General features: G+C 69.6%; 24 protein-coding genes and 1 pseudogene. 18 read left to right on the forward strand and 7 right to left on the reverse strand.

Features of this window, described 5'->3' with window-relative positions; genetic code table 11:
• The first annotated feature begins 27 nt into the window (after nt 1-27).
• Complete coding sequence (locus tag ACPCHZ_RS07975) at nt 28-1,464, forward strand: APC family permease (protein ID WP_364975660.1); 1,437 nt, start codon at nt 28-30, stop codon at nt 1,462-1,464.
• On the opposite strand, the gene relZ is transcribed toward ACPCHZ_RS07975, so the two are convergent.
• On the reverse strand, nt 1,461-3,197 hold the full coding sequence (gene relZ / locus ACPCHZ_RS07980) for a bifunctional ribonuclease/(p)ppGpp synthase (RefSeq protein ID WP_423484247.1): 1,737 nt from the start codon (nt 3,195-3,197) through the stop codon (nt 1,461-1,463). The two genes, ACPCHZ_RS07975 and relZ, sit on opposite strands and share 4 nt — an antisense overlap.
• Between relZ and purB the strand changes: the two genes are divergently transcribed.
• From purB to ACPCHZ_RS08000, 4 genes are read left to right on the forward strand one after another with little or no spacing between them, the layout of a single operon-like run.
• On the forward strand, nt 3,196-4,668 hold the full coding sequence (purB, locus tag ACPCHZ_RS07985; protein WP_423484248.1) for an adenylosuccinate lyase: 1,473 nt from the start codon (nt 3,196-3,198) through the stop codon (nt 4,666-4,668). The two genes, relZ and purB, sit on opposite strands and share 2 nt — an antisense overlap.
• A gap of 50 nt (nt 4,669-4,718) precedes the next feature.
• A complete protein-coding gene (locus tag ACPCHZ_RS07990) occupies nt 4,719-5,117 on the forward strand; it encodes a hypothetical protein (RefSeq protein WP_423484249.1) in 399 nt (132 codons plus the stop codon).
• Between the two features lie 18 nt (nt 5,118-5,135).
• Nucleotides 5,136-6,353, forward strand: coding sequence for a cytochrome P450 (locus ACPCHZ_RS07995; RefSeq protein ID WP_423484250.1), 1,218 nt, complete (start codon nt 5,136-5,138; stop codon nt 6,351-6,353).
• Nucleotides 6,350-7,276: a tellurite resistance/C4-dicarboxylate transporter family protein gene (locus ACPCHZ_RS08000; protein ID WP_423484251.1), complete on the forward strand. Its 927-nt coding sequence runs from the start codon at nt 6,350-6,352 to the stop codon at nt 7,274-7,276. Before ACPCHZ_RS07995 ends, ACPCHZ_RS08000 begins: the two co-directional genes overlap by 4 nt.
• On the opposite strand, the gene ACPCHZ_RS08005 is transcribed toward ACPCHZ_RS08000, so the two are convergent.
• Both ACPCHZ_RS08005 and ACPCHZ_RS08010 read right to left on the reverse strand, forming a co-directional pair.
• Nucleotides 7,203-8,063: a DUF559 domain-containing protein gene (locus ACPCHZ_RS08005; protein WP_423484252.1), complete on the reverse strand. Its 861-nt coding sequence runs from the start codon at nt 8,061-8,063 to the stop codon at nt 7,203-7,205. The genes ACPCHZ_RS08000 and ACPCHZ_RS08005 overlap by 74 nt on opposite strands.
• 101 nt (nt 8,064-8,164) lie before the next feature.
• Entirely contained in the window at nt 8,165-8,782 is a 618-nt protein-coding gene (locus ACPCHZ_RS08010) for a hypothetical protein (protein WP_364975646.1), read from the reverse strand.
• Between the two features lie 29 nt (nt 8,783-8,811).
• On the opposite strand from ACPCHZ_RS08010, the gene ACPCHZ_RS08015 reads away from it, so the two are divergent.
• Both ACPCHZ_RS08015 and ACPCHZ_RS08020 read left to right on the forward strand, forming a co-directional pair.
• On the forward strand, nt 8,812-9,705 hold the full coding sequence (locus ACPCHZ_RS08015; protein ID WP_423484253.1) for a phosphoribosylaminoimidazolesuccinocarboxamide synthase: 894 nt from the start codon (nt 8,812-8,814) through the stop codon (nt 9,703-9,705).
• Entirely contained in the window at nt 9,702-11,840 is a 2,139-nt protein-coding gene (locus ACPCHZ_RS08020) for a S9 family peptidase (RefSeq protein WP_423484680.1), read from the forward strand. Before ACPCHZ_RS08015 ends, ACPCHZ_RS08020 begins: the two co-directional genes overlap by 4 nt.
• Here the strand turns inward: ACPCHZ_RS08020 and ACPCHZ_RS08025 are convergent.
• Nucleotides 11,769-12,215, reverse strand: a complete 447-nt coding sequence (locus tag ACPCHZ_RS08025) for a DoxX family protein (RefSeq protein WP_423484254.1) — start codon at nt 12,213-12,215, stop codon at nt 11,769-11,771. The two genes, ACPCHZ_RS08020 and ACPCHZ_RS08025, sit on opposite strands and share 72 nt — an antisense overlap.
• An 83-nt stretch (nt 12,216-12,298) precedes the next feature.
• On the opposite strand from ACPCHZ_RS08025, the gene ACPCHZ_RS08030 reads away from it, so the two are divergent.
• The 4 genes from ACPCHZ_RS08030 to ACPCHZ_RS08045 are packed head-to-tail and all read left to right on the forward strand — an operon-like array spanning nt 12,299 to nt 15,825.
• Nucleotides 12,299-12,853, forward strand: coding sequence for a TetR/AcrR family transcriptional regulator (locus ACPCHZ_RS08030; protein ID WP_423484255.1), 555 nt, complete (start codon nt 12,299-12,301; stop codon nt 12,851-12,853).
• A gap of 26 nt (nt 12,854-12,879) precedes the next feature.
• Nucleotides 12,880-13,377 (forward strand): glutathione peroxidase, encoded by a 498-nt coding sequence (locus ACPCHZ_RS08035; protein ID WP_423484256.1) that lies wholly within the window; start codon nt 12,880-12,882, stop codon nt 13,375-13,377.
• Nucleotides 13,378-13,436: 59 nt separating this feature from the next.
• A complete protein-coding gene (locus tag ACPCHZ_RS08040; protein ID WP_423484257.1) occupies nt 13,437-14,144 on the forward strand; it encodes a DUF2334 domain-containing protein in 708 nt (235 codons plus the stop codon).
• Nucleotides 14,145-14,181: 37 nt separating this feature from the next.
• Entirely contained in the window at nt 14,182-15,825 is a 1,644-nt protein-coding gene (locus ACPCHZ_RS08045) for an FAD-binding dehydrogenase (protein WP_423484258.1), read from the forward strand.
• A gap of 14 nt (nt 15,826-15,839) precedes the next feature.
• Here the strand turns inward: ACPCHZ_RS08045 and ACPCHZ_RS08050 are convergent, their stop codons facing one another.
• Nucleotides 15,840-16,502 carry an MBL fold metallo-hydrolase gene (locus ACPCHZ_RS08050; protein ID WP_423484259.1) on the reverse strand — a complete coding sequence of 221 codons (663 nt, stop codon included), beginning with the start codon at nt 16,500-16,502 and terminating at the stop codon, nt 15,840-15,842.
• 46 nt (nt 16,503-16,548) lie between these two features.
• Between ACPCHZ_RS08050 and ACPCHZ_RS08055 the strand changes: the two genes are divergently transcribed.
• Genes ACPCHZ_RS08055 through purQ form a run of 3 tightly spaced genes read left to right on the forward strand, consistent with a single transcriptional unit; the run spans nt 16,549 to nt 18,157 of the window.
• Nucleotides 16,549-17,208, forward strand: coding sequence for an ATPase (locus ACPCHZ_RS08055; protein ID WP_423484260.1), 660 nt, complete (start codon nt 16,549-16,551; stop codon nt 17,206-17,208).
• Nucleotides 17,209-17,243: 35 nt separating this feature from the next.
• Nucleotides 17,244-17,483 (forward strand): phosphoribosylformylglycinamidine synthase subunit PurS, encoded by a 240-nt coding sequence (purS, locus tag ACPCHZ_RS08060; protein ID WP_423484261.1) that lies wholly within the window; start codon nt 17,244-17,246, stop codon nt 17,481-17,483.
• The gene (gene purQ / locus ACPCHZ_RS08065) at nt 17,480-18,157 is read left to right on the forward strand and encodes a phosphoribosylformylglycinamidine synthase subunit PurQ (RefSeq protein WP_423484262.1); all 678 of its coding nucleotides are present in this window, start codon (nt 17,480-17,482) and stop codon (nt 18,155-18,157) included. Before purS ends, purQ begins: the two co-directional genes overlap by 4 nt.
• A gap of 16 nt (nt 18,158-18,173) precedes the next feature.
• Here purQ and ACPCHZ_RS08070 read toward each other — a convergent pair whose 3' ends face one another.
• The gene (locus tag ACPCHZ_RS08070; protein ID WP_364975621.1) at nt 18,174-18,971 is read right to left on the reverse strand and encodes a family 1 encapsulin nanocompartment shell protein; all 798 of its coding nucleotides are present in this window, start codon (nt 18,969-18,971) and stop codon (nt 18,174-18,176) included.
• Nucleotides 18,971-19,993: a Dyp-type peroxidase gene (locus ACPCHZ_RS08075; RefSeq protein ID WP_423484263.1), complete on the reverse strand. Its 1,023-nt coding sequence runs from the start codon at nt 19,991-19,993 to the stop codon at nt 18,971-18,973. Before ACPCHZ_RS08075 ends, ACPCHZ_RS08070 begins: the two co-directional genes overlap by 1 nt.
• Before the next feature lie 50 nt (nt 19,994-20,043).
• On the opposite strand from ACPCHZ_RS08075, the gene ACPCHZ_RS08080 reads away from it, so the two are divergent.
• The 4 genes and pseudogenes from ACPCHZ_RS08080 (at nt 20,044) to ACPCHZ_RS08095 (ending at nt 24,043) form a co-directional block, all read left to right on the forward strand.
• Nucleotides 20,044-21,315 carry a M18 family aminopeptidase gene (locus tag ACPCHZ_RS08080; protein ID WP_423484264.1) on the forward strand — a complete coding sequence of 424 codons (1,272 nt, stop codon included), beginning with the start codon at nt 20,044-20,046 and terminating at the stop codon, nt 21,313-21,315.
• Between the two features lie 49 nt (nt 21,316-21,364).
• A complete protein-coding gene (locus ACPCHZ_RS08085; protein ID WP_423484265.1) occupies nt 21,365-22,408 on the forward strand; it encodes an amidohydrolase family protein in 1,044 nt (347 codons plus the stop codon).
• A gap of 15 nt (nt 22,409-22,423) precedes the next feature.
• Nucleotides 22,424-22,771: a VOC family protein gene (locus tag ACPCHZ_RS08090; RefSeq protein WP_423484266.1), complete on the forward strand. Its 348-nt coding sequence runs from the start codon at nt 22,424-22,426 to the stop codon at nt 22,769-22,771.
• Between the two features lie 28 nt (nt 22,772-22,799).
• Nucleotides 22,800-24,043: pseudogene (locus ACPCHZ_RS08095) on the forward strand (cation:proton antiporter).
• The last annotated feature ends 23 nt before the right edge of the window (nt 24,044-24,066 follow it).

Genomic DNA, 24,066 nt, shown 5'->3' on the forward strand with positions numbered 1-24,066 from the left:
TGGGCACCAACCGTCACGGAGGAGCCCATGAGTCAGTCGGAAACCGCCGAGGAGCAACCGCAGTTACGGCGCGTCATGGGTCCCGGCCTGCTGTTGCTGTTCATCGTCGGCGACATCCTCGGCACCGGCGTCTACGCGCTCACCGGTGACGTGGCCGCCGAAGTGGGTGGCGCCGCGTGGGTCCCGTTCCTCGTCGCCTTCCTCATCGCCACCGTGACCGCGTTCAGCTATCTCGAGCTGGTGACCAAGTACCCGCAGGCGGCCGGCGCAGCGCTCTACGCGCACAAGGCTTTCGGCATCCAGTTCGTCACGTTCCTGGTGGCCTTCGTGGTGATGTGTTCGGGCATCACCTCGGCCTCTACCGCGTCCCGGTTCTTCGCGGCGAACCTCGACACCGTGCTCGACGACGCATTCCAGTGGAGCCTGGGCAAGGTCGGGATCGTCGTCGTCGCACTGCTTTTCATGGCTCTGATCGCCATGGTCAACCTGCGCGGTGTCGGTGAGAGCGTCAAGCTCAACGTCGTCCTGACCATCATCGAGATCACCGGCCTGCTGCTGGTCATCTTCGTCGGACTCTGGGCCTTCACCGGTGGCGGCGGAGATGTCGACTTCGCCCGGGTGGTGGCCTTCGAGACCGCGCAGGACAAGAACGTGTTCCTGGCCGTCACCACCGCCACCTCGCTGGCGTTCTTCGCGATGGTGGGCTTCGAGGACTCGGTCAACATGGCCGAGGAGACCAAGGATCCGGTGAAGATCTTCCCCAAGGTGTTGCTGACCGGTCTGGGTATCGCCGGTGCCGTCTACGTCATCGTGGCCATCGTCGCAGTCGCCCTGGTACCGGTCGGCGTGCTGGAGGCGAGCGACACCCCGCTGGTGGAGGTCGTCAAAGCCGGAGCGCCGGGCCTGCCGATCGAGACGATCCTGCCGTACATCTCGATGTTCGCCGTCTCCAACACCGCGCTGATCAACATGCTGATGGCGAGCAGACTGATCTACGGCATGTCCCGCCAGCACGTGCTTCCGCCAGTGCTGGGCACGGTGCACCCGCGGCGCCTCACCCCGTGGGTGGCGATCCTGTTCACCACGCTGATCGCCTTCGGGTTGATCTTCTACGTCACGGCGTTCGCCAACAGCAGCGCGATCTCGGTACTCGGCGGCACCACGTCGCTACTCCTGCTCGCGGTGTTCGCGATGGTCAACGTCGCGGTGCTGGTGTTGAGGCGCGACGTCCAAGCGGCGGGCGGCCATTTCAAGACGCCGACTGCGCTGCCGGTCATCGGCTTCCTGGCGTCGCTGTACCTGGTACTGCCGTTCTCGGGTCGGCCGACCCAGCAGTACGTGCTGGCGCTGATCCTCGTCGCCATCGGCGTCGTGCTCTTCCTCATCACCATGCTGATCAACCGTCAGCTCGGCATCCGCGACGCGGGCATCACCGACCCCCACCTGGCGAAGACCCCGGACTAGGAGTCCGCACCGCCCGGCAGCCGCTTGAGCCTGTTCTGCAGCAGCTCCACCCGGTGGGCGTTGCCGTGCAGGCGCAGGTACCGGTCCCGGAAGATTGCCAGCAGCGCGTCGTCGAGGCGGCGTACCGCACCGGCCGGATAGCGGTATCCCATCGCCTTGTCGATCGTGTCGGCGTCCACTCCGTCGAGGAGCGCGGTCAGCTCGTCGAGTGAGGTGATGCCGAGTTCGAGCAGCAATCCGGAGATCCAGCCGTAGTGGTCGGTGCGCGACCAGCCCGCCTCGGCGTACCGGTTGCCGAGATAGGTCGCCAGCACCGCGGTGGCGATGCGGGGATCGGCGGACTGGTCGTACTCCTCGGCCGCCATCTCCTCGTCGGTCAGCGAGACGCGGAGTCGCTCTCGGATCGCGGTGAACTCCCGGTCGGCGAGTTCGAGCAGGCCTGCCGCCAGTGTGAATCGCCGGTCGAGGTCCGGAACATGTTCGGCGGGAATCGATCCCTTGTAGCGGATGTCGTGCTCGAACTCGGCCCAGGCGTGTTGCAGCACGGTGCGGACCTGGATCGACGCCGGCTGCTGCTGACCTTCCACGCCGACCAGCAGGTGCCTGCTGGCATAGCCCCACCGGCCCTCCCGTGCCGTCTGCAGGCCCATGTCACGGTCGTCCAGCAGGCGCATCTCGTCGGTGAGCAGTGTGGCGACGGCGTCGACGTCCTCCCGCAGGTAGGTGATGACCCGCAGCCCGATCTGGTCGGTGATCTCGGCCAGCGGATCGCTGAACAGTCGCTGCCCGTCGACTTCACGTTCGGCCTTGGCCGCGAAGGACTCGACGCTCTTGGTGCGCGCGGTCACGCTGAGATAGTTGATGCCTGCATCGTCGAGGAGCGAGGTGACCAGCCGCAGGTAGTGATCGGTGGCGGTGACGAGACCGGGCCTGCGGGCCTCGTACTGTGCGATGGCCGTCCGTACCACGTCCGGAATCGGTTGCGCCGTCTGCGGTGTCAGCCCCACGGGCAGCGTCGGGGTGAGGATCTGGCCGGTGGCCTCGTCGCCGTAGACGGTGACGTCACCGGGTCGGCGCACCGAGTACAGCCCGACGTAGGCGCACAGCACCGCGTCGACCGGATCCTCGGCGCGCCGCAGTTCGCTCTTGCGGGTGGCGGACTCGACCGATTCACGAAGGCGCTGCCAGTCGTCGTGGTCCGCGACCCGCAGCGCGGGGTCGGCGCCTTCGAGTCCCTCGATGAGGGCGATCAGCCTGAGCAGTTCGGACTGCATCTTCTCGAACTTGCGTCCCCGCTTGTCCTTATATTTCAGGGTTCTGCCGAGGCCGAACAGCGCCACCGAGGCGGCGTGCGGATAGACCTCAAGCGCCCGGCGCCGCCCGGTGGAGAACGGGTCGAGGTCCAGGTTCAACGCGGCGGCCAGGCGCGCGCCCCGGGTTCCGTTCGCGAACTCCGGCTTACCGGTGTTGGACGGGTGGGCGCCCGCCTGAAAAGCCCGGAAGTCACGGTTGAGCGCCGCTTCGCAGGACCGGTTGCCCGTCGGGTTCGTCACCACCAGCGGCGCGTCGATCGCGACGACGCAGTCGCCGTCGGCGTAGGGGCCGATCGCCGCGAGGATGCTCTTGTCGTCGTGCGCGGCGCCGACGTGCATCAGCCGGCCCTCGGCGTCGACCACCGCGACGCCGGTCCGGTTCCGCTCACCCCAGGCGAGGTCGAGTCCGACGAAGTGCATGGGCCCAGCCTGCCTTACCCGGGTCGTAAGCTGTTGCTTCGTGACGGTCTCCCCAAAAATCCCTAACGTGCTGGCCAATCGGTACGCCAGCGACGAGATGGTGGCGATCTGGTCGCCGGAGGCCAAGATCGTCGCCGAGCGACGGCTCTGGCTCGCCGTGCTGCGCGCACAGGCGGAGTTGGGCGTCGACGTGCCCGACGGCGTGGTGGCCGACTACGAACGCGTGCTCGAGACCGTCGACCTGCAGTCGATCGCGGACCGCGAGCGGGTGACGCGCCACGACGTCAAGGCCCGCATCGAGGAGTTCAACGCACTCGCCGGCCACGAGCACGTGCACAAGGGCATGACCAGCCGTGATCTCACCGAGAACGTCGAGCAGCTGCAGATCCGGCGCTCGCTGGAACTCGTGCACGCCCACGGCGTTGCCGTGGTGGCGCGACTGGCCGAGCGTGCGATCAGCTACCGCGATCTGGTGATGGCGGGCCGCAGCCACAACGTCGCCGCGCAGGCCACCACGCTGGGCAAGCGGTTCGCCTCGGCCGCCGAGGAGATGCTCGTCGCGCTGACGCGCCTCCGTGAGTTGATCGACCGGTATCCGCTGCGGGGCGTCAAGGGCCCGATGGGCACCGCGCAGGACATGCTCGACCTGTTCGACGGCGACACCGCCCGGCTCGCCGACCTCGAGCGGCGGGTCGCCGAGTTCCTCGGTTTCACCGAGATCTTCACCAGCGTCGGCCAGGTCTACCCGCGCTCGCTCGACCACGACGTGGTTTCCGCGCTGGTGCAGCTGGGCGCCGGGCCGTCGTCGCTGGCGCACACCATCCGGCTGATGGCGGGCCACGAACTCGTCACCGAGGGCTTCGCGCCGGGCCAGGTCGGGTCGTCGGCGATGCCGCACAAGATGAACACCCGGTCCTGCGAGCGGGTGAACGGGCTTCAGGTGGTGCTGCGCGGATATGCGTCGATGGCCGCCGAACTGGCCGGCGCGCAGTGGAACGAGGGTGACGTGTTCTGCTCGGTGGTGCGCCGCGTCGCACTGCCCGACGCATTCTTCGCCATCGACGGGCAGACCGAGACCTTCCTGACGGTGCTCGACGAGTTCGGCGCGTACCCGGCGGTGATCCAGCGTGAACTCGACCGCTACCTGCCGTTCCTGGCCACCACCCGCATCCTCATCGCGGCAGTGCGTGCGGGGGTGGGCCGCGAGACGGCGCACGAGGTGATCAAGGAGCATGCGGTGACGGTGGCTCTGGCGATGCGGGAGAAGGGCCAGGAGCCCGATCTGCTGGACCGGCTCGCCGCCGATCCGCGGCTGCCGCTCGACCGTCTCGCGCTCGACGCCGCGCTGGCCGACAAGCAGGCGTTCACCGGCGCCGCGGGCGATCAGGTCGACCGCGTCGCCGAGGCGGTCGACGAGGTCGTCGGCCGCTACCCGGAGGCGGCCAAGTACACCTCGGGCGCCATTCTGTAGCCGACGAATTGGTGCGCCAGGGGGTCCGCGTCGCGGCGGAGAATGATTGCATGACGCAGCCGCACGGTTACCCGCAGCCGCCCTATCCGGGATACGGACAGGCGGTGTACACGCACAACGGTCGCACGCACGTCGTGCCGGGGGAGCAGCAGTACAAGGTGGAGACGGTGAGGCACACCGGCGTCGTGGTGCTGTGGTTCGCACAGGATTCCACCTTCACCGGCACCTACGCCCAGTGCCAGGCCAAGATCAGGGCGAGCCTCCTGCACTGTCTGTTCCTCGGCTGGTGGGGCATCTTGTCGATGGTCTTCTTCAACCCTCTGGCGATCGTGCGAAATCTGCTCGCGCTCGCGGTGCTCAAGCGTGAGGCCAGAATGGTGCGCGAATTCTGGGCCTCGCAGCCGCACCACTTCGCCCCGGGGCCGCAATATCACCCGCCACTCCGGTAGGCACGCCATCCTGTAGGGATGCGGCTCGCGGATATCGATCTCACCGATCTGGACAATTTCGCCGACGGCTTTCCGCATCACCTGTTCGCCGTGCATCGCCGCGAGGCGCCGGTCTGCTGGCACGAACCCACCGAGCACACCCCCGACGGCGAGGGCTTCTGGTCGGTCGCCACACACGCCGAAACGCTTGCGGTGCTTCGTGACCCGGTGTGCTACTCGTCGGTGACCGGTGGCGACCGGCCCTACGGCGGCACCCTGCTGCAGGACCTGGCCGTCGCGGGCCAGGTGCTCAACATGATGGACGACCCACGGCACGCGCAGATCCGCCGACTGGTCAGCTCCGGGCTGACACCGCGGATGATCCGCCTGGTCGAGGACGACCTTCGGGCACGGGCCCGCCGGTTGCTCGACGCGGTGGCGTCCGGCCGGCCCTTCGATTTCGTCGTCGACGTGGCGGCGGAACTGCCGATGCAGATGATCTGCATCCTGCTGGGAGTGCCTGAGAGCGAACGGCATTGGTTATTCGAGGCGATCGAGCCGCAGTTCGACTTCGGCCGGGCCCGCACGGCCGAGGTGGGTCAGCTGACCGCCGAAGACGCCGGGACCCGGATGTACACCTACGGAATGGAACTCATCGCCGCCAAGCGCGCCGAGCCGACCGACGACATGCTCTCCGTTGTCGCGAATGCGGCGCTCGACGAGGGGCTCTCCGACCTCGAGCTGTACCTGTTCTTCAGCCTGCTGTTCAGCGCGGGCGCGGAGACGACGCGCAACGCGGTGGCCGGTGGACTGCTCGCACTCGCCGAGCAGCCCGCGCAATGGGCGGCGCTGCGGGCCGACCCGTCGCTGCTGCCGTCGGCGATCGAGGAGATGGTGCGCTGGACGTCGCCGTCCCCGTCGAAGCGCCGGACCGCCACCCGTGACGTCGATCTGGGTGGATGCGCGATCAATGCCGGGCAGAAGGTTCAGGTGTGGGAGGGTTCGGCGAACCGCGACGGCGCGGCGTTCGCCGAACCCGACACCTTCGACATCGCCCGTAAACCCAACCCGCACCTCGGCTTCGGGTACGGGGTGCACTACTGCCTCGGGGCCAACCTGGCGCGGCTCGAGCTGCGGGTGCTGTTCGAGGAGCTGCTCCGCCGCTTCGCCGGTGTGCGAGTGGCCGAGCCCGTCGAGTGGACCCGCAGCAACCGGCACACCGGTATCCGGCACCTGGTGGTCGAGCTGACTCCGTGAGGCCGGATGCGTTCGCGGCGGTGATGGCAACCGGGATCGTCTCGATCGCGGCGGCCGACCACGGCTACGGTCCCGTCAGCGCCGCGCTTGCGGTGCTCGCGGTGGTCGCCCTGCCGGTGCTGGTGTTCCTCGCAGCGCTGAGCTGGCGGCGCGACGGCTGGAATCTGCGCGAGATCGACACGGCCGTCGGGCTGTTCACCTACGTGGCGGCGTGTGCGGTGCTGGCCGCCCGCTTCGCCGATCACGAAACGGTCGTGTGGGTGCTCGGCACGATGGCCGCGCAGGGCTGGGTGTCGCTGATGCCGGTTGTCGTCGGACAGATGTGGCGACTGCGGTGGACCGGCCTGCGGGACCGTGCGCACGGCGCGTGGGAACTGGTCAGTGTCGCCACGTCAGGACTGGCCATCGTGTCCGTGGCATCCGGAATCGTGTTCTGGGCCATCGCCTTCTGGCTGCTCGCGCTGTGCTGGTATCTCGTGATGACGTCGCTGATCATCTGGCGGATCGGCGCCGACCCGGCCATGCGCCGCGATGTCCCTCCCGACCACTGGATTTTGATGGGTGGGCTCGCGGTCTCGACGCTGGCCGGCGACCACCTGCACCACGCGCTGCCGCCCGGACCGTTCGCCGACGCCGTGGAGCACGTGACGATCGGGACGTGGGTGCTCGCCACGTTGTGGATCGTCCCGCTGCTCTGCGTTGGGTGGCGGCGGGTGCGGGCGTGGCCGGCGGTGTTCCCGCTGGGCATGTACGCCTCGGCCACCTTCGCGATGTACCGGGAGACGGGGTGGCGATGGCTCGACGTGGTGTCCGAAGTCGCGTTATGGATCGCCCTGGTCGTCTGGCTGCTCACGGTCTTGCGATGGCGCGACGAATTTCGGCGATCACCCGTTGTGGATGTTCCGTCAGGTCCAGCCACGTGAAGCGGAGCACCTGCCACCCGGCGAGTGCGATCGCGTTCTGACGTACTCGATCGGCGTGGAAGTCGTCGGTGTCGGAGTGGAAGGCGAGGCCGTCGACCTCGACGGCCACTCGGGCGCTCGGGAATGCCACGTCGACGCGGTACCCGGCGACCGGATGATTGGCCTTCCAACCAGTGATGCGTGCCGCCTTGAGCAGTCGGACGAGCAGTCGCTCGGCTTCCGAACGGGCGCCGTCGTCGGCGACCTGAAGCAGGCGACGGGCGGCGGGCGATCCATGCCGGCCTTTGTTACGAAGGTGAGCAGTCCACAGGGTCGGTAGGTCGACCCGGTGTTGCAGCGCCGAGTCGAGAATCTTGGCGCCCCCGCCGCGGCGGGCGGCCGCTTCGACGACGGTGAGGGGAATCGCGGTGACCTGTAGCCCGCGGTGCTCGGTGACGTCGGCTGGTCGCAGGTCACGTCGCCGCGGTCGGGCGCCGGGGCGACTCCGGCCGTGGCTGTTGCGGGGCACGGTCACCTCGACGACGTCCGGGGCGAATCGGGTCAACCCGTGCCACCATGCGGCGGCCAATCCGCTCGCCGTCGCACGCGTGCCGAGACCCCATACCGCTGCTCGAATGCGGGCGGCGTCGGTGAACGGCCTGTCGTCGACGAAGTAGACACCCGGTGAGCAGCGCCGCCAGTGGCCGGATCTGACCCGTCGCCGTACCGCCTGTTCGTCGAGTCCCGCCCGACCGGCCTGAGCGAGCGTGATGACACCGTCGTGGCGGCGCAGATAGTCGTCGATCACGATGGTCAGACGACGAGCCGCCGCGAACAGCTCCCACCCCTGCGATTTCGGCGCGGTTTCGATCGCTGAGCGAACGTGAGCGCGCCGAAATCACTGGGGATCTAGAGGTGGGCGCGGATGCCTGCGGCGCGCAGCTCCAGCGCCGCCAGCCCGCGGATCGCCACGGCGTCCTGGCTGCGCCACGCGCCGACGGGATCGTCGTCGACGCTGACGAGCTTTGCCAGCGGCCGGTTGGCCAGGGCCCGCAGCGCCAGCAGCTGCTCACCGGCCGGCGTCCTGGCCAGGGTGACGGCCGTCCACTTGCGACGGAAGAAGCGCAGCCGCAGGAACAGCCACGGCATCGCGACGGCCAGGATCGGCGGCGACGCGACGGCCAGCGCCAGCACCCACGCCAGCCACGACGCGGTGTCGTCCAGGCTCTGGCCTGCGCCCGCGATGTCGAGCGCCGCCTCGCTGGCCGCCCGCAGCGGCTTGGCCAGCGCATCACCGACGAGCGGGAAGTCGTCGGCGTTGTCGCCCGCGGAGTTGAGGTTGTCCGCGACGCCGTTGGCCCCGGTGTTCACCTGGCGGCCCACTTCGGCGATGGTGGCCACCGCCGCGTGCACCGCCATGCCCACCAGCACCCACACCACGGTCCACGCCGCGATGACGATGTCGCTGATCAACTGCCACAACAGGCGGACGGGCGTGGTGGCGTACGGCAGGTAGCGAGAGCTCATGCCCCGATCCCAGCAGATAGTCTGGCCCGATGCGCCCTGCTCTGACCGACTACCGCCATCTGGCCAGCGGCAAGGTCCGGGAGCTCTACCGCATCGACGACGACCACCTGCTGTTCGTGGCCACCGACCGCATCTCCGCCTACGACCACGTGCTGGACGGCGACATCCCCGACAAGGGCCGCATCCTGACGGCGATGAGTGTGTTCTTCTTCGACCTGCTCGACGCGCCCAACCACCTCGCGGGTCCGCCCGACGACGAGCGGATCCCCGAGGAGGTGCTCGGCCGCGCACTGGTGGTGCACGAGCTGCAGATGCTCCCCGTGGAGTGTGTGGCCCGCGGCTACCTCACCGGCTCCGGCCTGGTCGACTACCGCAAGACCGGCCAGGTCTGCGGCATCGCCCTGCCGGAGGGGCTGACCGAGGCCAGCAGATTCGCCGAGCCGCTGTACACCCCGGCCAGCAAGGCCGAACTGGGCCACCACGACGAGAACATCACCTTCGACGACACCGTCGGACTCGTCGGCGCCGTACGCGCGGAACAGTTGCGCGACCACACCCTGCAGACGTACGTCCGGGGCGCCGAGCACGCATTGACGAAGGGCATCATCATCGCTGACACCAAGTTCGAGTTCGGCGTCGACAGGCACGGCACCCTGGTGCTCGCCGACGAGGTGTTCACCCCGGACTCGTCGCGGTACTGGCGCGCCGACGACTACCGCGAGGGCGAGGTGCAGTCCAGCTTCGACAAGCAGTTCGTCCGCAACTGGCTGACCGGGCCGGAGTCCGGCTGGGACCGCGCCGGCGACAGACCACCGCCACCGCTGCCGCCCGACGTCGTCGCGGCCACCCGCGCCCGCTACATCGAAGCCTACGAACGCATCTCGGGTCTGCAGTTCGACGCGTGGATCGGTCCTGGCGCGTGAACCCGCCGGAGGCCAAGCGCGTCGAGCACCGCCGCGAGTTCCACGGCGACGTGTTCCTCGACCACTACGAGTGGCTGCGGGACAAGGACGACGCCGAGGTGATCGAGTACCTCGAGGCGGAGAACGCCTACACCGAACACATGACGGCCGATCTCGCGCCGTTGCGGCAGAAGATCTTCGACGAGATCAAGGCCCGCACCAAGGAGACCGATCTGTCGGTGCCCACCCGCCGGGGCGACTGGTGGTACTACGGCCGCAGCTTCGAAGGCAAGCAGTACGGGGTGCACTGCCGTTGTCCGGTGGGCGATCCCGGCGACTGGACACCTCCGGTGCTCGACGAGCACACCGAGATCCCGGGCGAGCAGGTGCTCCTCGACGAGAACGCCGAGGCCGACGGTCACGACTACTTCGCCCTCGGCGCCGCGACGATGAGCCTGGACGGCAATATCCTGGCCTACTCCGTGGACACCGTCGGCGACGAGCGGTACACGTTGCGGTTCAGGGACTTACGCACCGGCGAGCAGTACGACGACACCGTCGTCGGCATCGGGGCCGGCGCCACCTGGGCGGCCGACAACCGCACCGTGTACTACACGACGGTGGACGACGCGTGGCGCCCGGACACGGTGTGGCGCCATCGCCTCGGCGCCGGGCTGCCCGCGCAGCGGGTCTACCACGAGGCCGACGAGAAGTACTGGCTCGGCGTCGGGCGCACCCGCAGCGACCGGTACCTGATGATCGCTGCGGGCAGCGCCGTCACCTCCGAGGTGCGATTCGCCGACGCGGCAGACCCGGAGGCCGAGTTCGCCGTCGTGTGGCCGCGCCGCGAGTCGGTGGAGTACTCCGTCGAACACGCCGTGGTGGGCGGCGACGACCGGTTCCTGATCCTGCACAACGACGGAGCCGAGAACTTCGAGCTGGTCGAGGCACCCGTCACCGATCCGGCGGCCGTGCGCACGCTCATCGAGCACCGCGAGGACGTCCGCCTCGACGGGGTGGACGCCTTCGCGCGGCACCTCGTGGTGAGTTACCGCAGTGAGGCGCTGCCCCGGATCGAGTTGTGGCCGCTGACCGCCGACGGCGGGTACGGCCGCGCCGAGGAGATCACCTTCGACACCGAACTGACGTCGGCGGGCCTGTCCGCCAATCCGAACTGGAACGCGCCGAAACTGCGGGTGGGAGCGACGTCGTTCGTGACGCCGGTTCGGGTGTACGACATCGACCTCGAAACCGGTGAGCGCGTGCTGCTGCGCGAGCAACCGGTGCTGGGCGACTACCGGCCGGAGGACTACGTCGAGCGGCGCGACTGGGCGACCGCACCCGACGGCGCCAGGGTGCCGATCTCCATCGTGCACCGGGCCGGTCTGCAATTCCCTGCCCCGACACTGCTGTACGGCTACGGCGCCTACGAGTCCTGCGAGGACCCGCGCTTCTCCATCGCGCGGCTGTCGCTCCTCGACCGCGGAATGGTGTTCGCGGTGGCGCACGTCCGCGGCGGTGGAGAGCTCGGCCGGTCGTGGTACGAGCACGGCAAGATGCTGGAGAAGGGCAACACGTTCACCGACTTCATCGCGGTGGCAAGGCATCTCATCGCCACCGACGTCACACGGCCGGAGAACCTCGTCGGCCTCGGCGGCAGCGCAGGCGGTCTGCTGATCGGCGCGGTGGCCAACCTGGCGCCGGAGTTGTTCGCCGGGTTCCTGGCCCAGGTGCCGTTCGTCGACGCGCTGACCACGATCCTGGATCCGGCGCTGCCGCTCACGGTGACCGAGTGGGACGAGTGGGGCAACCCGATCGAGGACGAGAACATCTACTTCTACATGAAGTCGTACTCGCCCTACGAGAACGTCGTCGCCAGGGAATACCCGCCGATACTGGCGATGACGTCGCTGAACGACACCAGGGTGCTCTACGTGGAGCCCGCGAAATGGGTTGCCGCGCTTCGGTATGCCAAGACCGATGCCAACCCGGTGCTGTTGAAGACCGAGATGAGCGCCGGCCACGGCGGGATCAGCGGACGCTACGAGCGGTGGAAGGAGGCGGCGTTCCAGTACGCGTGGGTGCTATCCACCGCCGACCGCGACCACTACGGCAGCGGCGAGGTAGAGAACTTCTTCGGCGGACCGAACGTCTAGTCGCGACGTCATCGACCGCGGTGGGTCCGGCATCCTCGCCGCGTGAACGTTGGCGGGGAACATGGCCAGCATCAGCAGGAACAGGCACACGGCCGCCGCAACCCGGGTCGGGGGGAACAGCAGGCCCACCGCGCCGAGCAGTTCCAGCACGCCGGTGATCGTCACCAGCAGGCCGGGCGCCGGTAGCCGCGGCGGCACGATGGCGATCATGTCGCGGCGCATGGCCGGGACGAAGTGCGCCACTCCGGTCATCGTGAACATCAGCGCCAGCCCGACGGCGACGGCGCGCGGCCAGCTGTCGACATAGTCGACGCCGAGCCGGCCCACCGTCCTGGCCGCGAGGCTGCCCAGTACCAGCGCCATCAGGACCGCCATCGCCATCTCCCTTGAACTTGTCAGTGTCAAGATGAGGATACGACGTAACTAGGCAGTGTCAAGATGTGGGCTAGACTGAGCGGATGAGCAAGGCCACCTACCACCACGGCGACCTCAAGGCCGCGATCCTCGGGCACGCCGCGGACCTGGTCGCCGAGCGCGGCGCCGACGCGGTGTCGCTGCGCGAACTGGCCCGCGCCGCCGGGGTGTCGCACGCGGCTCCTGCTCACCACTTCACCGACCGGCGCGGACTGTTCACCGCGCTCGCGACGGAGGGGTTCCGGCTGCTCACCGCGGCGCTCGAGCAGGCCAGACCCGACTTCGTCAACGCCGCCCTGGCCTACGTCGGCTTCGCGCTGAGCCACCCGGGCCACTACGCGGTGATGTTCGACCGATCGCTGTTCGACGCCGCCGACCCCGACCTCGCCGCGGCTCAGGCCGCCGCAGGCGCGGAGCTGGCCCGCGGCGTCGGCACCCTCACCGACGACCGTGCCGAGGCCGACCCCGAGGCCGCCGCGCTCGCCGCGTGGTCGCTGGTGCATGGTTTCTCGCTGCTCTGGCTCAACCAGGCCGTCGACACCGACGCCGACCCGATCGCCACCGCCCGCCGTACCGCCACGATGCTGTTCGGCCGGTGACGGGGGCGCTGCGGTAGCGTGCGGTCATGGCTGACACGTCGCTGTCCGACATCCCGCTGACCACGCTCGACGGCACCGCCACCAACCTCGCCGAGATCACCGACGGCGCGGTGCTCGTGGTGAACGTCGCCTCCAAATGTGGTCTGACGCCGCAGTACAGCGCGCTGGAGCGGCTGGCCCAGGAGTACGGCAGGCGCGGACTGACCGTGATCGGCGTGCCGTGCAACCAGTTCATGGGCCAGGAGCCCGGCACCGCCGAAGAGATCCAGACCTTCTGCTCGAAGACCTACGGCGTGACGTTCCCGCTGCTGGCCAAGGCCGACGTCAACGGGCCGGACCGGCATCCGCTCTACGTCGAGCTGACGAAGACCCCCGACGCAGGCGGCGACGCCGGCGACATCCAGTGGAACTTCGAGAAGTTCCTGATCGCACCCGACGGCTCGGTGGTCAACCGGTTCCGTCCGCGCACCGAGCCGGACGCACCCGAGGTCATCACCGCCATCGAAGCGGTCTTGCCCCGATAGACAACTCCCGCCCACGTGTCGTCAACCGTCACGACACCTGGCGTTGCCACACTGCACACGTGGCTGGACAACTGATCGTCTCGATCGCCCATATCAGCGACCGCACGCTGCCCGACGTCGCCTCGTTCTGCGCCGAGCTGGATGCGCGCGGCGTGCCGTCGTCGTTCCTGGTGGCGCCCCGACTCAAAGGCGGCTACCGGCTGGACCGCGACGAGCCGACGGTGAGCTGGCTGACGCAGCGCCGTGCCGACGGCGCGGCCATCGTGCTGCACGGCTTCGACGAGGCCGCGACCAAGCAGCGCCGCAGCGAGTTCGCCACCCTGCCCGCGCACGAGGCCAACCTGCGGCTGATGGGTGCCGACCGGGTGCTCGAACACCTCGGTCTGCGGACGCGGCTGTTCGCCGCCCCGGGCTGGACCGTCTCGCAGGGCACCTCGACTGCCCTGCCCCGCAACGGCTTCCGTCTGGTCGCCGGCCTCACCGGCATCACCGACCTGGTGCGTCAGACGACGGTGCGCGCCCGGGTCGTCGGCATCGGCGCCGGTTTCCTCACCGAACCGTGGTGGTGCCGCACGCTGGTGCTGACCGCAGACCGCACCGCCCGGCGCGGTGGCATGGTGCGGCTCGCGGTGTCGGCCAAGCAACTGCGCCGGCCGGGCCCGCGGCAGGCCGTGCTGGACGCCGTCGACCTCGCATTGATGCACCAGTGTGCGCCCGCGGTCTACCGCTGGGCGCCGCCTGCGGCGCTGACCACCGCTGCCGCCTGAGCCCTGCTCACAGCGGCCGGGGCTAACGTAGCGTCCTGTGGACGCTGACGTCATTGTCGTAGGGGCCGGGCTGGCCGGGCTGGTCGCGGCCTGTGAGCTCGTCGAGCGGGGCAGGCGCGTACTGATCGTCGACCAGGAGAACGCCGCCAACGTGGGCGGCCAGGCGTACTGGTCGTTCGGTGGCCTGTTCTTCGTCGACAGCCCCGAACAACGCCGGCTGGGCATCCGCGACAGCTACGAACTCGCCCTGCAGGACTGGCTCGGCTCGGCCGGCTTCGACCGGCCCGAGGACCACTGGCCGCGGCAGTGGGCGCACGCCTACGTCGACTTCGCCGCGGGGGAGAAGCGCAGCTGGTTGCGGACCCGCGGGCTGCAGACCTTCCCGCTCGTCGGGTGGGCCGAGCGGGGCGGCTACGGCGCGACGGGCCACGGCAACTCCGTGCCGCGCTTCCACGTCACCTGGGGCACCGGCCCCGCGATCGTCGAAGTGTTCGAGCGGCGGCTGCGCGCCGCCCCGGGCACGGTGCGGTTCGCACACCGGCACCGCGTCGACGAGTTGATCGTCGAGGACGGCACGGTCACCGGCGTGCGTGGCGCCGTACTCGAACCGTCGACCGCGGTCCGGGGTGCGCCGTCGTCGCGAACCACCGTGGGCGAGTTCGAATTCCGGGCATCGGCGGTGATCGTCTCCAGCGGCGGCATCGGCGGCAACCACGACCTGGTGCGGAAGAACTGGCCACCCCGGATGGGCCGGGTGCCCGAACAGTTGATCAGCGGTGTGCCCGCCCACGTCGACGGACGGATGATCGGCATCACCGAGGCCGCGGGCGCACGGGTGATCAACGCCGACCGCATGTGGCACTACACCGAGGGCATCACCAACTACGACCCGATCTGGCCGCTGCACGGCATCCGGATCCTGCCCGGCCCGTCGTCACTGTGGTTGGACGCCAACGGGAAACGGCTGCCCGTGCCGTTGTACCCGGGTTTCGACACCCTGGGCACGCTGGAACACATCTGCACCACCGGGCAGGACTACACCTGGTTCATCCTCAACGCGCGGATCATCGAGAAGGAGTTCGCGCTGTCGGGTCAGGAGCAGAACCCCGACCTCACCGGTCGGAGCGTGCGGCAGGTGCTGGCCAGGGTACGACCGGGCGCCCCGGCCCCGGTGCAGGCGTTCGTCGACCGGGGCGTCGACTTCGTCAGCGCGAACTCGTTGCGGGAGTTGGTCGCCGGGATGAACGGCGTACCCGCCGTGGTGCCGCTCGACTACGACACCGTGGCCGCGGAGGTGACGGCGCGCGACCGCGAGGTGGAGAACCGGTTCACCAAGGACAGTCAGATCACCGCGATCCGGGGAGCCCGGGCGTATCTCGGCGACCGGTTCAGCCGGGTGGTCGCCCCGCACCGCCTGACCGACCCCAAGGCCGGGCCGCTGATCGCGGTGAAGTTGCACATCCTGACCCGGAAGTCGTTGGGCGGGTTGGAGACCGATCTCGACTCCCGCGTGCTGACCGCCGACGGATCGGCCTACCCGGGGCTGTACGCGGCCGGTGAAGCGGCCGGCTTCGGCGGCGGCGGTGTGCACGGGTACCGCTCGCTGGAGGGCACCTTCCTGGGCGGCTGCATCTTCTCCGGCCGAGCGGCGGGCCGCGGCGCCGCCCGCGACATCGCCTGACTGCTCGCCCGAGGTCAGAACGCGGTGCCGTTCTCCGGTTCGAGCACGCGGAAATCGGTGTCGGTCATCTCCGAGAGCCTGCCGTAGTAGATGCCGCGCGCACTCGGGTCGATGATCGCCTGGTGGATCGGCACCGCCTGTGCCGGCGCGACGGCCCTCAGGTAGTCGACCGCCTCGGAGATCTTCATCCACGGCGCCGCTGCCGGAGTGGCCAGTACCTCGACCGGCTCACCGGGCACGAACAGCGCATCGCCCGGATGCATGAGCCGCGCCGGGTGATCGCCGTCGCCGAGCAGGTAGGAGATGTTGTCGATCACCGGGATCTCCGGATGGATGACCGCATGCGTGCCGCCGACACCACGCACCTGCAGGTGGCCGATGCCGAACTCGTCGCCGACGTGCACGGCCCGCCACGGGTCGCCGAGCTGCTCGGCGGTCTGCGGATCGGCGTACAGGGCGGCCTGCGGGTTGGCCTCCAGCAGCGCAGGCAGTCGCTCGGTGTCGGCGTGATCGGGATGCTGGTGGGTGATCAGGATCGCCGACAGACCGGTGATGCCCTCGAAGCCGTGGGAGAACGTGCCGGGGTCGAACAGCACCGTCGTCTCGGCCCCGGAGTCCCCGGATCCGGCGGAAAAGCTGGCGAGAAGGCAGGAATGGCCGAAATGCGTCAGTTGCATGCCTATATTGTGGCGCTCGGGCGGGGCATGAGCGCGGGGGTTCTCGATGCGAATTCTGCTGGCGGCGGTGCTGGCGGGTTGCGGGTTGGCGTTCGCGCCAGGTCAGGTGGCCGCCGCCCCGCTCGACTGCCCGCCCTTCTGCGACCGGATTCCGCAGTCGGCCTGGATCGCCCCGACCTCCATCCCGCTGCACGACGCGTACCGCTGGCCCGAACTGGGGGCCGTCGCCACGCCCGTGACCGCGCCACGGTTCCGGTTCGAGGAGGCATGCGCCTCGCCGCCGGTCGACGACGCGCGTGCCTACGCCGTGGCGTCCCGCGCCGTCGTGACCTCGCCCGACGGCCTGTGGCACCTGCAGGCACAGGTGATGCACTGGCGCGGGGAGGCGTGGCGGGCCGGAGAGACGGCCGAGGAGGTCTACGACGCCGGTGTCGCCGCCCTGCGCCGGTGCCAGCTGACCGCTCCGCAGACGTCGCCGTCGCTCACCACCGCCGAACCGGCGCGCAAAGCCGCGGTGATCAGCGACGCGGGGGGATCGACACTGCGCGAGTACCTGCTGGTGGACCCGCGTAGCGGCACGATCAGCGAGCTGGCGCTGTGGTCGACCGACCGCCAGGCCCGCCCGTGGCCGGCCGTGGCGGACACCGATGTGCTCGACGCGATGGCCGCCCCGCTGTGCGTCGCCTACATCGACTCGTGCCGGTAGGGCGGACGCACGGCCGACGCCGGTACAGTTGTCCCGTGGCAAGGGTGGTGGTGCATGTGATGCCCAAGGCGGAGATCCTCGATCCGCAGGGGCAGGCGATCGTCGGTGCGCTCGGTCGCCTCGGCATCTCCGGAGTGTCAGATGTTCGGCAGGGCAAGCGATTCGAGCTCGAGGTCGACGACAGCGTGACCGACGAGACGATCGCCGAGCTCGCCGAATCGCTGCTGGCGAACACGGTGATCGAGGATTGGTCGGTCAGCAGGGAGCAGGCATGACGGCGCGTGTGGGGGTCATCACATTCCCCGGCACCCTCGACGACATCGACGCGGCCCGCGCGGTGCGGCTGTCCGGTGCCGAGGCGGTCAGCCTGTGGCATGCCGACGCCGACCTCAAGGGGGTCGACGCGGTCGTGGTGCCCGGCGGCTTCTCCTACGGCGACTACCTGCGCGCGGGCGCGATCGCGAAGTTCGCGCCGGTGATGGGCGAGGTGGTCCGCGAGGCCCGCGAAGGGCTGCCGGTGCTCGGCATCTGCAACGGCTTCCAGGTGCTGTGCGAGGCGGGTCTGCTGCCCGGTGCGCTCACCCGCAACGCCGGACTGCACTTCGTGTGCCGCGACATCTGGCTGGAGGTCGCCTCGACGTCCTCGGCGTGGTCCACCCGTTTCGAAGCGGGTGCCGACGTCCTCGTCCCGCTCAAGTCGGGGGAGGGCCGCTACGTCGCCGACGAGAAGACGCTCGACGAACTCGAGGGCGAGGGCCGGGTGGTGTTCCGCTACCGCGACAACCCCAACGGGTCGATGCGCGACATCGCGGGCGTCAGCTCGGCCGACGGCCGCGTCGTCGGCCTGATGCCGCACCCCGAGCACGCCACCGAGGCGCTCACCGGTCCGTCCGACGACGGCCTCGGCCTGTTCTATTCCGCGCTCGACGCGGTGCTCGCCCAGGCCTGAGCACCGCGCGAACCGCTCAGGCCGTCAGGGCGACCGACGCCTCGGCGGTGTAGCACAGGAACGTCAGCGTCTCCTGCAGGTACAACTGCACGGTGTCGGCGTCGTGCGACAGGTATCCGATCGACACGTCGGTGCCGAGCTGCAAATCGAAATCCCCACCGCGGGTTGACAACACGAACGCGCCGTCGATCGCGGGCGCCCAGATGATGTCGCCGTCGACGAGCCGGTTGAGGTGCTCGCGGATGGGATAGCCGTTCACCGTCGTCTCGCTCACCTGCGTGTACACGTCGGCCGACAGCAGCACGCTGTACGGGCCGTCGACGCCTGCCAGCCGCAGCTCCGACAGCGCCTGGGTGATGACGTCGGGGATCTCCCGCGGATCCGCGGGCAGTTTGAGGCTCGGGCACGAACTCGACCCGCGGATGCCCTCGATCGACGCGGCCGGGTAGCCCTCGAAGATGGCGCGGTCCTCGACGAACGCCAGCTTCTTCGCGGCGTCCTTGACCGGATCCCAGTCGGAGTCCTGCGAGCCGCGTTCGACGTCGTCGATCGCGCTGCGCGACACCGTGAACGGAACCCGCAGCCGCACCAGCGGCCTGCTGTCGCGCAGGTGTGCCGACACGCCGTCACCCGGGGAGGTCACGTCGATCAGGTGGCCGGTGCTGATCGCGGCGGTCACCGGTCCACCCGGCTCGCTCACGTCGACGACGCGACGACCGGCGATGTGGCGCTTGAACGTTCGGGTCGCCTCCTCTTCGATCTGCTGCCACGCCTCGGCGGTGACCGGGGCCAGCTCGCGGTAGAGGTTGTTCATCAGGACTGTCCTTTCAGGCTGCCGATCGACAGGGAACCGGCGTAGGCGGGGGCCGGCGCGGGGGAGGCCGCCGGAACGCTCACCGCGTGGGGCAGCGGCGGCGGGTCGTCGAGGAAGTCGATCGTGGGGGAGAAGAACATGCCGCCCGTCACGGCGGTGGAGAAGTCGAGGATGCGGTCGGTGTTCCCGGGCGGATCGCCGATGAACATGTTGTGCAGCATCCGCTCGGTCACGGCCGCGGCGCGCGAGTAGCCGATGAAGTAGGTGCCGAACTCCGACCGGCCGATCTCGCCGAACGGCATGTTGTGCCGCACGATCTTCAGCTCGTTGCCCGCCTCGTCGGTGATCACGTTGAGCGCGATGTGCGCGTTGGCGGGCTTCGCGGCATCGTCGAGCTCGATGTCGTCGAGTTTGGTGCGCCCGATCACCCGCTCCTGCTCACCGACCGGCAACGCGTTCCACGAGCCCATGTCGTGCAGGTACTTCTGGACGTGCACATAGCAGCCGCCGGCGAAATCGGGATCCTCGTCCCCGATCTGCGTCGCGCTGCGCGCCGGCGGGCCGTCCGGGTTCTCGGTGCCGTCGACGAAACCCATCAGGTCCCGGTTGTCGAAGAACTTGAAGCCGTGCACCTCGTCGACGACGGTGACGGCGCCGGCCATCGCCTCGACCAGCTTGGTGGCCAGTTCGAAGCAGACGTCCATCGATTCGGCACGGATGTGGAACAGCAGATCGCCGGGCGTCGATGGGGCGTCGTGGCGCGGACCGTGCAGCGCGACGAAGGGGTGCAACTCGGCGGGCCGGGGGCCGGAGAACAACCGGTCCCAGGCGTCGGACCCGATCGAGGCCACCACCGACAGTCGCTTGGCCGGGTCACGAAAGCCGATGGAGCGCACCAGGCCTGAGATGTCGGCGAGCCCGTCGTGCACCGTTTCCTCGCCGCCGTCGTCGACGGTGAGGACCAGGAAGACGGCGGCCGGCGTGAGCGGCGCCAGCACCGGTTGCGGCTGTGGATCGGGCACAACTGGACCCTAGCGTCAAGATCATTGAAATCGCCCGTCAAACTTGAAAGATGGCAGCTAGCCCCCAGCACCTGTGTGAGTTCATCGATGCCTCGCCGTCACCGTTCCACGTCTGCGTCACCGTGGCCGAACGGTTGCGGGCCGCGGGCTTCACCGAACTCGCCGAGTCCGACGCCTGGCCGACCGAGCCGGGGGACTACTTCACGGTGCGGGCGGGATCGCTGGTCGCGTGGCGGGCGGGTGACGATCCCGGTGCGCCGTTCCGGATCGTCGGCGGCCACACCGACAGCCCCAACCTGCGGGTCAAGCAGCACCCCGACCGATTCGTCTCGGGCTGGCAGGTGGTGGCGCTGCAGCCCTACGGCGGCGCCTGGCTCAACTCGTGGCTGGACCGTGACCTCGGGGTCAGCGGCCGGCTCTCGGTGCGCAGCGACCGGGGAATCGGCGGCGTGCGGGACGTGCTGGTGCGCGTCGACGAGCCGATCCTGCGGGTGCCGCAGCTGGCCATCCACCTGTCCGACGACCGCAAGGGCGTCACCCTGGACCCGCAGCGCCATCTGAACGCGGTGTGGGGCGTGGGCAGCGGAACCCGCTCGTTCTTCGAGTACGTCGCCGACCACGCGGGCGTCGCGGCGGGCGACGTGCTCGCCGCGGACCTGATGACCCACGACCTCGCGGGTTCGCGGCTCGTCGGCGCGAACGAGGAACTGGTCAGTGCGCCGCGGCTGGACAACCAGGGCACCTGCTACGCCGGGCTTGAGGCGTTCCTCGCCACCACCGCGGGCGGTCGGAACGTGCCGGTGCTGGCACTGTTCGACCACGAGGAGGTGGGGTCGACGTCCGATCACGGCGCGCAGTCCGACCTGCTGCCGACCGTGCTGGAACGAATCACGCTGGTGGCGGGCGGCGCTCGCGAAGACCTGCTGCGCAGGCTGTCCGGGTCGGTGGTGGCCTCCGGCGACATGGCGCACGCCACCCATCCGAACTATCCCGAGCGCCACGAGCCGCTGCATCTGATCGAGGTCAACGCCGGCCCCGTGCTGAAGGTCCAGCCGAATCTGCGTTACGCCACCGACAGCCGCACCGCCGCGGCGTTCCAGCTCGCCTGCGATCAGGCCGGCGTCTCGCTGCAACGCTACGAGCACCGCGCCGACCTGCCGTGCGGGTCCACCATCGGCCCGATGACGTCGGCGCGCACCGGCATCCCGACCGTCGACGTCGGTGCCGCCCAGCTCGCCATGCACTCCGCGCGCGAGCTGATGGGCGCCCATGACGTCGCGGCGTATTCGGCGGCGCTGCAGGCGTTCCTGGCGCCCGCCTGATTTCTCCGATTCGCCTGCCGATGCGCGGTGAGGGCGCAACAGTGAACCCGTGACCGCACAGGACGTGGTGGACGCGCACATCCACCAGTGGGACCCGTTCACCACCCCGCGCAAAGTGTCGACGGTGGCGAAGGTGGTGCGCCGCGCGCCGCCGGTGATGCCGGTGCTGGTGCGGGTGTTCCCGCGCAGCAACCGCGAGTTCGTCGGCGATGCGCAGTACCTGTTCGACCGGTACCTGCCCGACGACTACCGTGACGACGCAGCGGCCGCGGGGGTGCGCACCGTGGTGCACATCCAGGCCGGCTGGGAGTCGAAGGATCCGCTCGGCGCGGTGGACGAGACGCGATGGGTGGCAGCACTGCCGTTCGGTCGAGACGGCGCACCCGCCCTCGGGGCCATCGTGGTGCACGCCGACCCCCGCGAATCCGGTGTCGGTCGAGTGCTCGACGCCCACCTGGCGGCGAGCCCGCTGGTGCGGGGCGTGCGCTGCCTGGCCGCCCACCACGACGACCCGGGCGTGATGGACTGGACGCCGTCGCCGCACCTGCTCGCCGAACCGGCCTTCCTCCGTGGTTTCGCGGCGGTGGCCGAGCGCGGCCTGACCTACGACATCTGGGTCTACAGCCACCAGTTGCCCGACGCGGTGACGCTTGCCCGCGAGTACCCGCAGACGACCTTCGTGCTCGACCACTTCGCGACGCCGGTGGGTGCGCTCGGCCCGCGCGGCAGGCGCACCGGCACGACCCCTGCCCAGCGCGACGACATCGTGGCCCGCTGGCGCGACGACGTCGCCGAACTCGCCGAGCTGCCCAACGTCGTCGCCAAGCTCGGCGGCCTCGGCATGCCGGTGCTGGGCGCCGGACCGGTGCCGCGTGAACGACTGCGCGACCTCGCCGCACCGCTGATCACCCACCTGCAGTCGGTGTTCGGGCCGCAGCGCACGTTCTGGTCGTCGAACTTCCCGATCGACAAGCCCAATGTGGCGCTGCCGGAAAGCATCTGGATCCTGCGCGAGGTCTTGGGCGACGCGTTCGACGAGGACGCCGTGCTGCGCGACAACGCCCGGCGCGTCTATCGGTTGTCGGTGGGCTGACCTAGGGTCGGGTGCATGGCACTCAGAGTGGAGACGCTGACCTTCGACTGTGACGACCCCGACGGGTTGGCCGCGTGGTGGGCCGGGGCGGTGGGCGGCGACGTCAACGCCGTCGTGCCAGGCGAATTCGTGCTCGTCGCGCAGGCCAACGGTCCGCAACTGGGCTTCCAGCGGGTGCCCGACCCGACGCCGGGCAAGAACCGCCTGCACGTGGACTTCGCGGCCGCCGACCTGGAGGCGGAGGTGGCCAGGCTGGTGGACCTCGGCGCCAGCGAGACGGGTCGGCACAGCTTCGGCGAGGAGTTCCGCTGGGTGGTGCTCGCTGACCCCGCAGGCAACGCGTTCTGTATCGCGGAGGGTTAGCCGCGAGCGGGCTGGAAAGATCGCGCCCGTGCTGCTGTCACTGATCGCGGTCTCCGTGGTGCTCGCCGGCTGGTCGCTGCTGGCCCGGCGGCTGGAGTCCTGGCGGTTGACCGCACCGATGGTGCTGGTGCTCGCAGGCATCGCCGTCGGCTTCGCGACCCGGGACCAGGTGGCGGCGTCGTTGAACACCGACGCCGCCGAGCACATCGCCGAGGTGATCCTCGCCATCCTGCTGTTCGTGACGCCACCGACGTACGCGGCGGCCTGTTCGGCCGGGAACCGCGGTCGGCGCTGCGGGTGCTGTTCATCGTGATGCCGCTGAGCCTGGGTGCCGCCCTGCTGCTCGGGCTGTGGCTGCTGCCGGGGCTGTCATGGACGGTACTGCTGATCATCGCGTGCATCGTGGTGCCGATCGACTTCGCGCCGGCCACGTCGATCCTGCGCGACCAGCGGATCCCCGAACGGGTGCGCAACCTGCTCAACGTCGAGGCCGGCTACAACGACGGCATCGTCTCGCCGATCTTCATCTTCGCCCTGGTGCTCGCCGGCGAGGGCGGCGACGCCGACAATCCCTTGGCGGCACTGGGATCGGCGGTGCCGCAGGCGATCAAGGCGATCCTGGTCGGCCTCGCCGTCGGGGCGGCGCTGGCCGTGCTGTCCAATGCGGCCGACCGCCGGGGCCTGATGACCGAGCACTCCAAGCGCTGGCTGTTGGTGGCCGCCCCGCTGATGGCGTTCGGGCTCAGCCTTGGCGTCGACGGCAACGGCTTCGTGGCGGCCTTCGTCTGTGGCCTGGCGCTGCGCAACCTGCGGCACTCGGCCGACATCGGTCGCGAACTCGAACTGGTCGACGATGTGGGCTTCCTGCTCGCCGTCGGCATGTGGTTCGTGTTCGGCGCCGCGGCGGTGGTGGCGCTGCAGTCCGGCGCGTCCATCGGCATGGTGGTCTTCTGCCTGCTGGCGCTGACCGCGGTGCGGGTGGTGCCGATGCTCATCGGCCTGCTCGGCTCGCGACCGAACTGGCGCGAGCGGTGGCTGCTCGGCGCGCTGGGACCCCGCGGCACCACGTCCATCGTCTTCGGTCTGCTCGCCTTCAACACGCTGTCCGACACGGCCGAACACGAGGTGCTGCTGGCGATGGTGGTGACCGTGCTGGGCAGCGTGGTGCTGCACGGACTGGGCGCTCCCGCCGTGGCCCGCGCGCACGCGCGGAGCGGTGGGCAGGAGCGGCGGGGTCCCCAGCCGGAGGCTAGGGGCCGACAGGGGAATTAGACTGATCCCCGTGACGCAGGAGG

The sequence above is a fragment of the Mycobacterium sp. NPDC050041 genome (genome assembly GCF_049541695.1).
In the GTDB taxonomy this organism is placed as follows: Bacteria; Actinomycetota; Actinomycetes; order Mycobacteriales; family Mycobacteriaceae; genus Mycobacterium.

Excerpts from the sequence above, each read along its gene's own strand:
- ACPCHZ_RS07975 (WP_364975660.1), top strand. The coding sequence starts at position 28 with ATGAGTCAGTCGGAAACCGCCGAGGAGCAACCGCAGTTACGGCGCGTC.
- purB (WP_423484248.1), top strand. The coding sequence starts at position 3,196 with ATGGGCCCAGCCTGCCTTACCCGGGTCGTAAGCTGTTGCTTCGTGACG.
- relZ (WP_423484247.1), bottom strand. The coding sequence starts at position 3,197 with ATGCACTTCGTCGGACTCGACCTCGCCTGGGGTGAGCGGAACCGGACC.
- ACPCHZ_RS07990 (WP_423484249.1), top strand. The coding sequence starts at position 4,719 with ATGACGCAGCCGCACGGTTACCCGCAGCCGCCCTATCCGGGATACGGA.
- ACPCHZ_RS07995 (WP_423484250.1), top strand. The coding sequence starts at position 5,136 with ATGCGGCTCGCGGATATCGATCTCACCGATCTGGACAATTTCGCCGAC.
- ACPCHZ_RS08010 (WP_364975646.1), bottom strand. The coding sequence starts at position 8,782 with ATGAGCTCTCGCTACCTGCCGTACGCCACCACGCCCGTCCGCCTGTTG.
- ACPCHZ_RS08015 (WP_423484253.1), top strand. The coding sequence starts at position 8,812 with ATGCGCCCTGCTCTGACCGACTACCGCCATCTGGCCAGCGGCAAGGTC.
- ACPCHZ_RS08025 (WP_423484254.1), bottom strand. The coding sequence starts at position 12,215 with ATGGCGGTCCTGATGGCGCTGGTACTGGGCAGCCTCGCGGCCAGGACG.
- ACPCHZ_RS08030 (WP_423484255.1), top strand. The coding sequence starts at position 12,299 with ATGAGCAAGGCCACCTACCACCACGGCGACCTCAAGGCCGCGATCCTC.
- ACPCHZ_RS08035 (WP_423484256.1), top strand. The coding sequence starts at position 12,880 with ATGGCTGACACGTCGCTGTCCGACATCCCGCTGACCACGCTCGACGGC.
- ACPCHZ_RS08050 (WP_423484259.1), bottom strand. The coding sequence starts at position 16,502 with ATGCAACTGACGCATTTCGGCCATTCCTGCCTTCTCGCCAGCTTTTCC.
- ACPCHZ_RS08055 (WP_423484260.1), top strand. The coding sequence starts at position 16,549 with ATGCGAATTCTGCTGGCGGCGGTGCTGGCGGGTTGCGGGTTGGCGTTC.
- purQ (WP_423484262.1), top strand. The coding sequence starts at position 17,480 with ATGACGGCGCGTGTGGGGGTCATCACATTCCCCGGCACCCTCGACGAC.
- ACPCHZ_RS08070 (WP_364975621.1), bottom strand. The coding sequence starts at position 18,971 with ATGAACAACCTCTACCGCGAGCTGGCCCCGGTCACCGCCGAGGCGTGG.
- ACPCHZ_RS08080 (WP_423484264.1), top strand. The coding sequence starts at position 20,044 with ATGGCAGCTAGCCCCCAGCACCTGTGTGAGTTCATCGATGCCTCGCCG.
- ACPCHZ_RS08090 (WP_423484266.1), top strand. The coding sequence starts at position 22,424 with ATGGCACTCAGAGTGGAGACGCTGACCTTCGACTGTGACGACCCCGAC.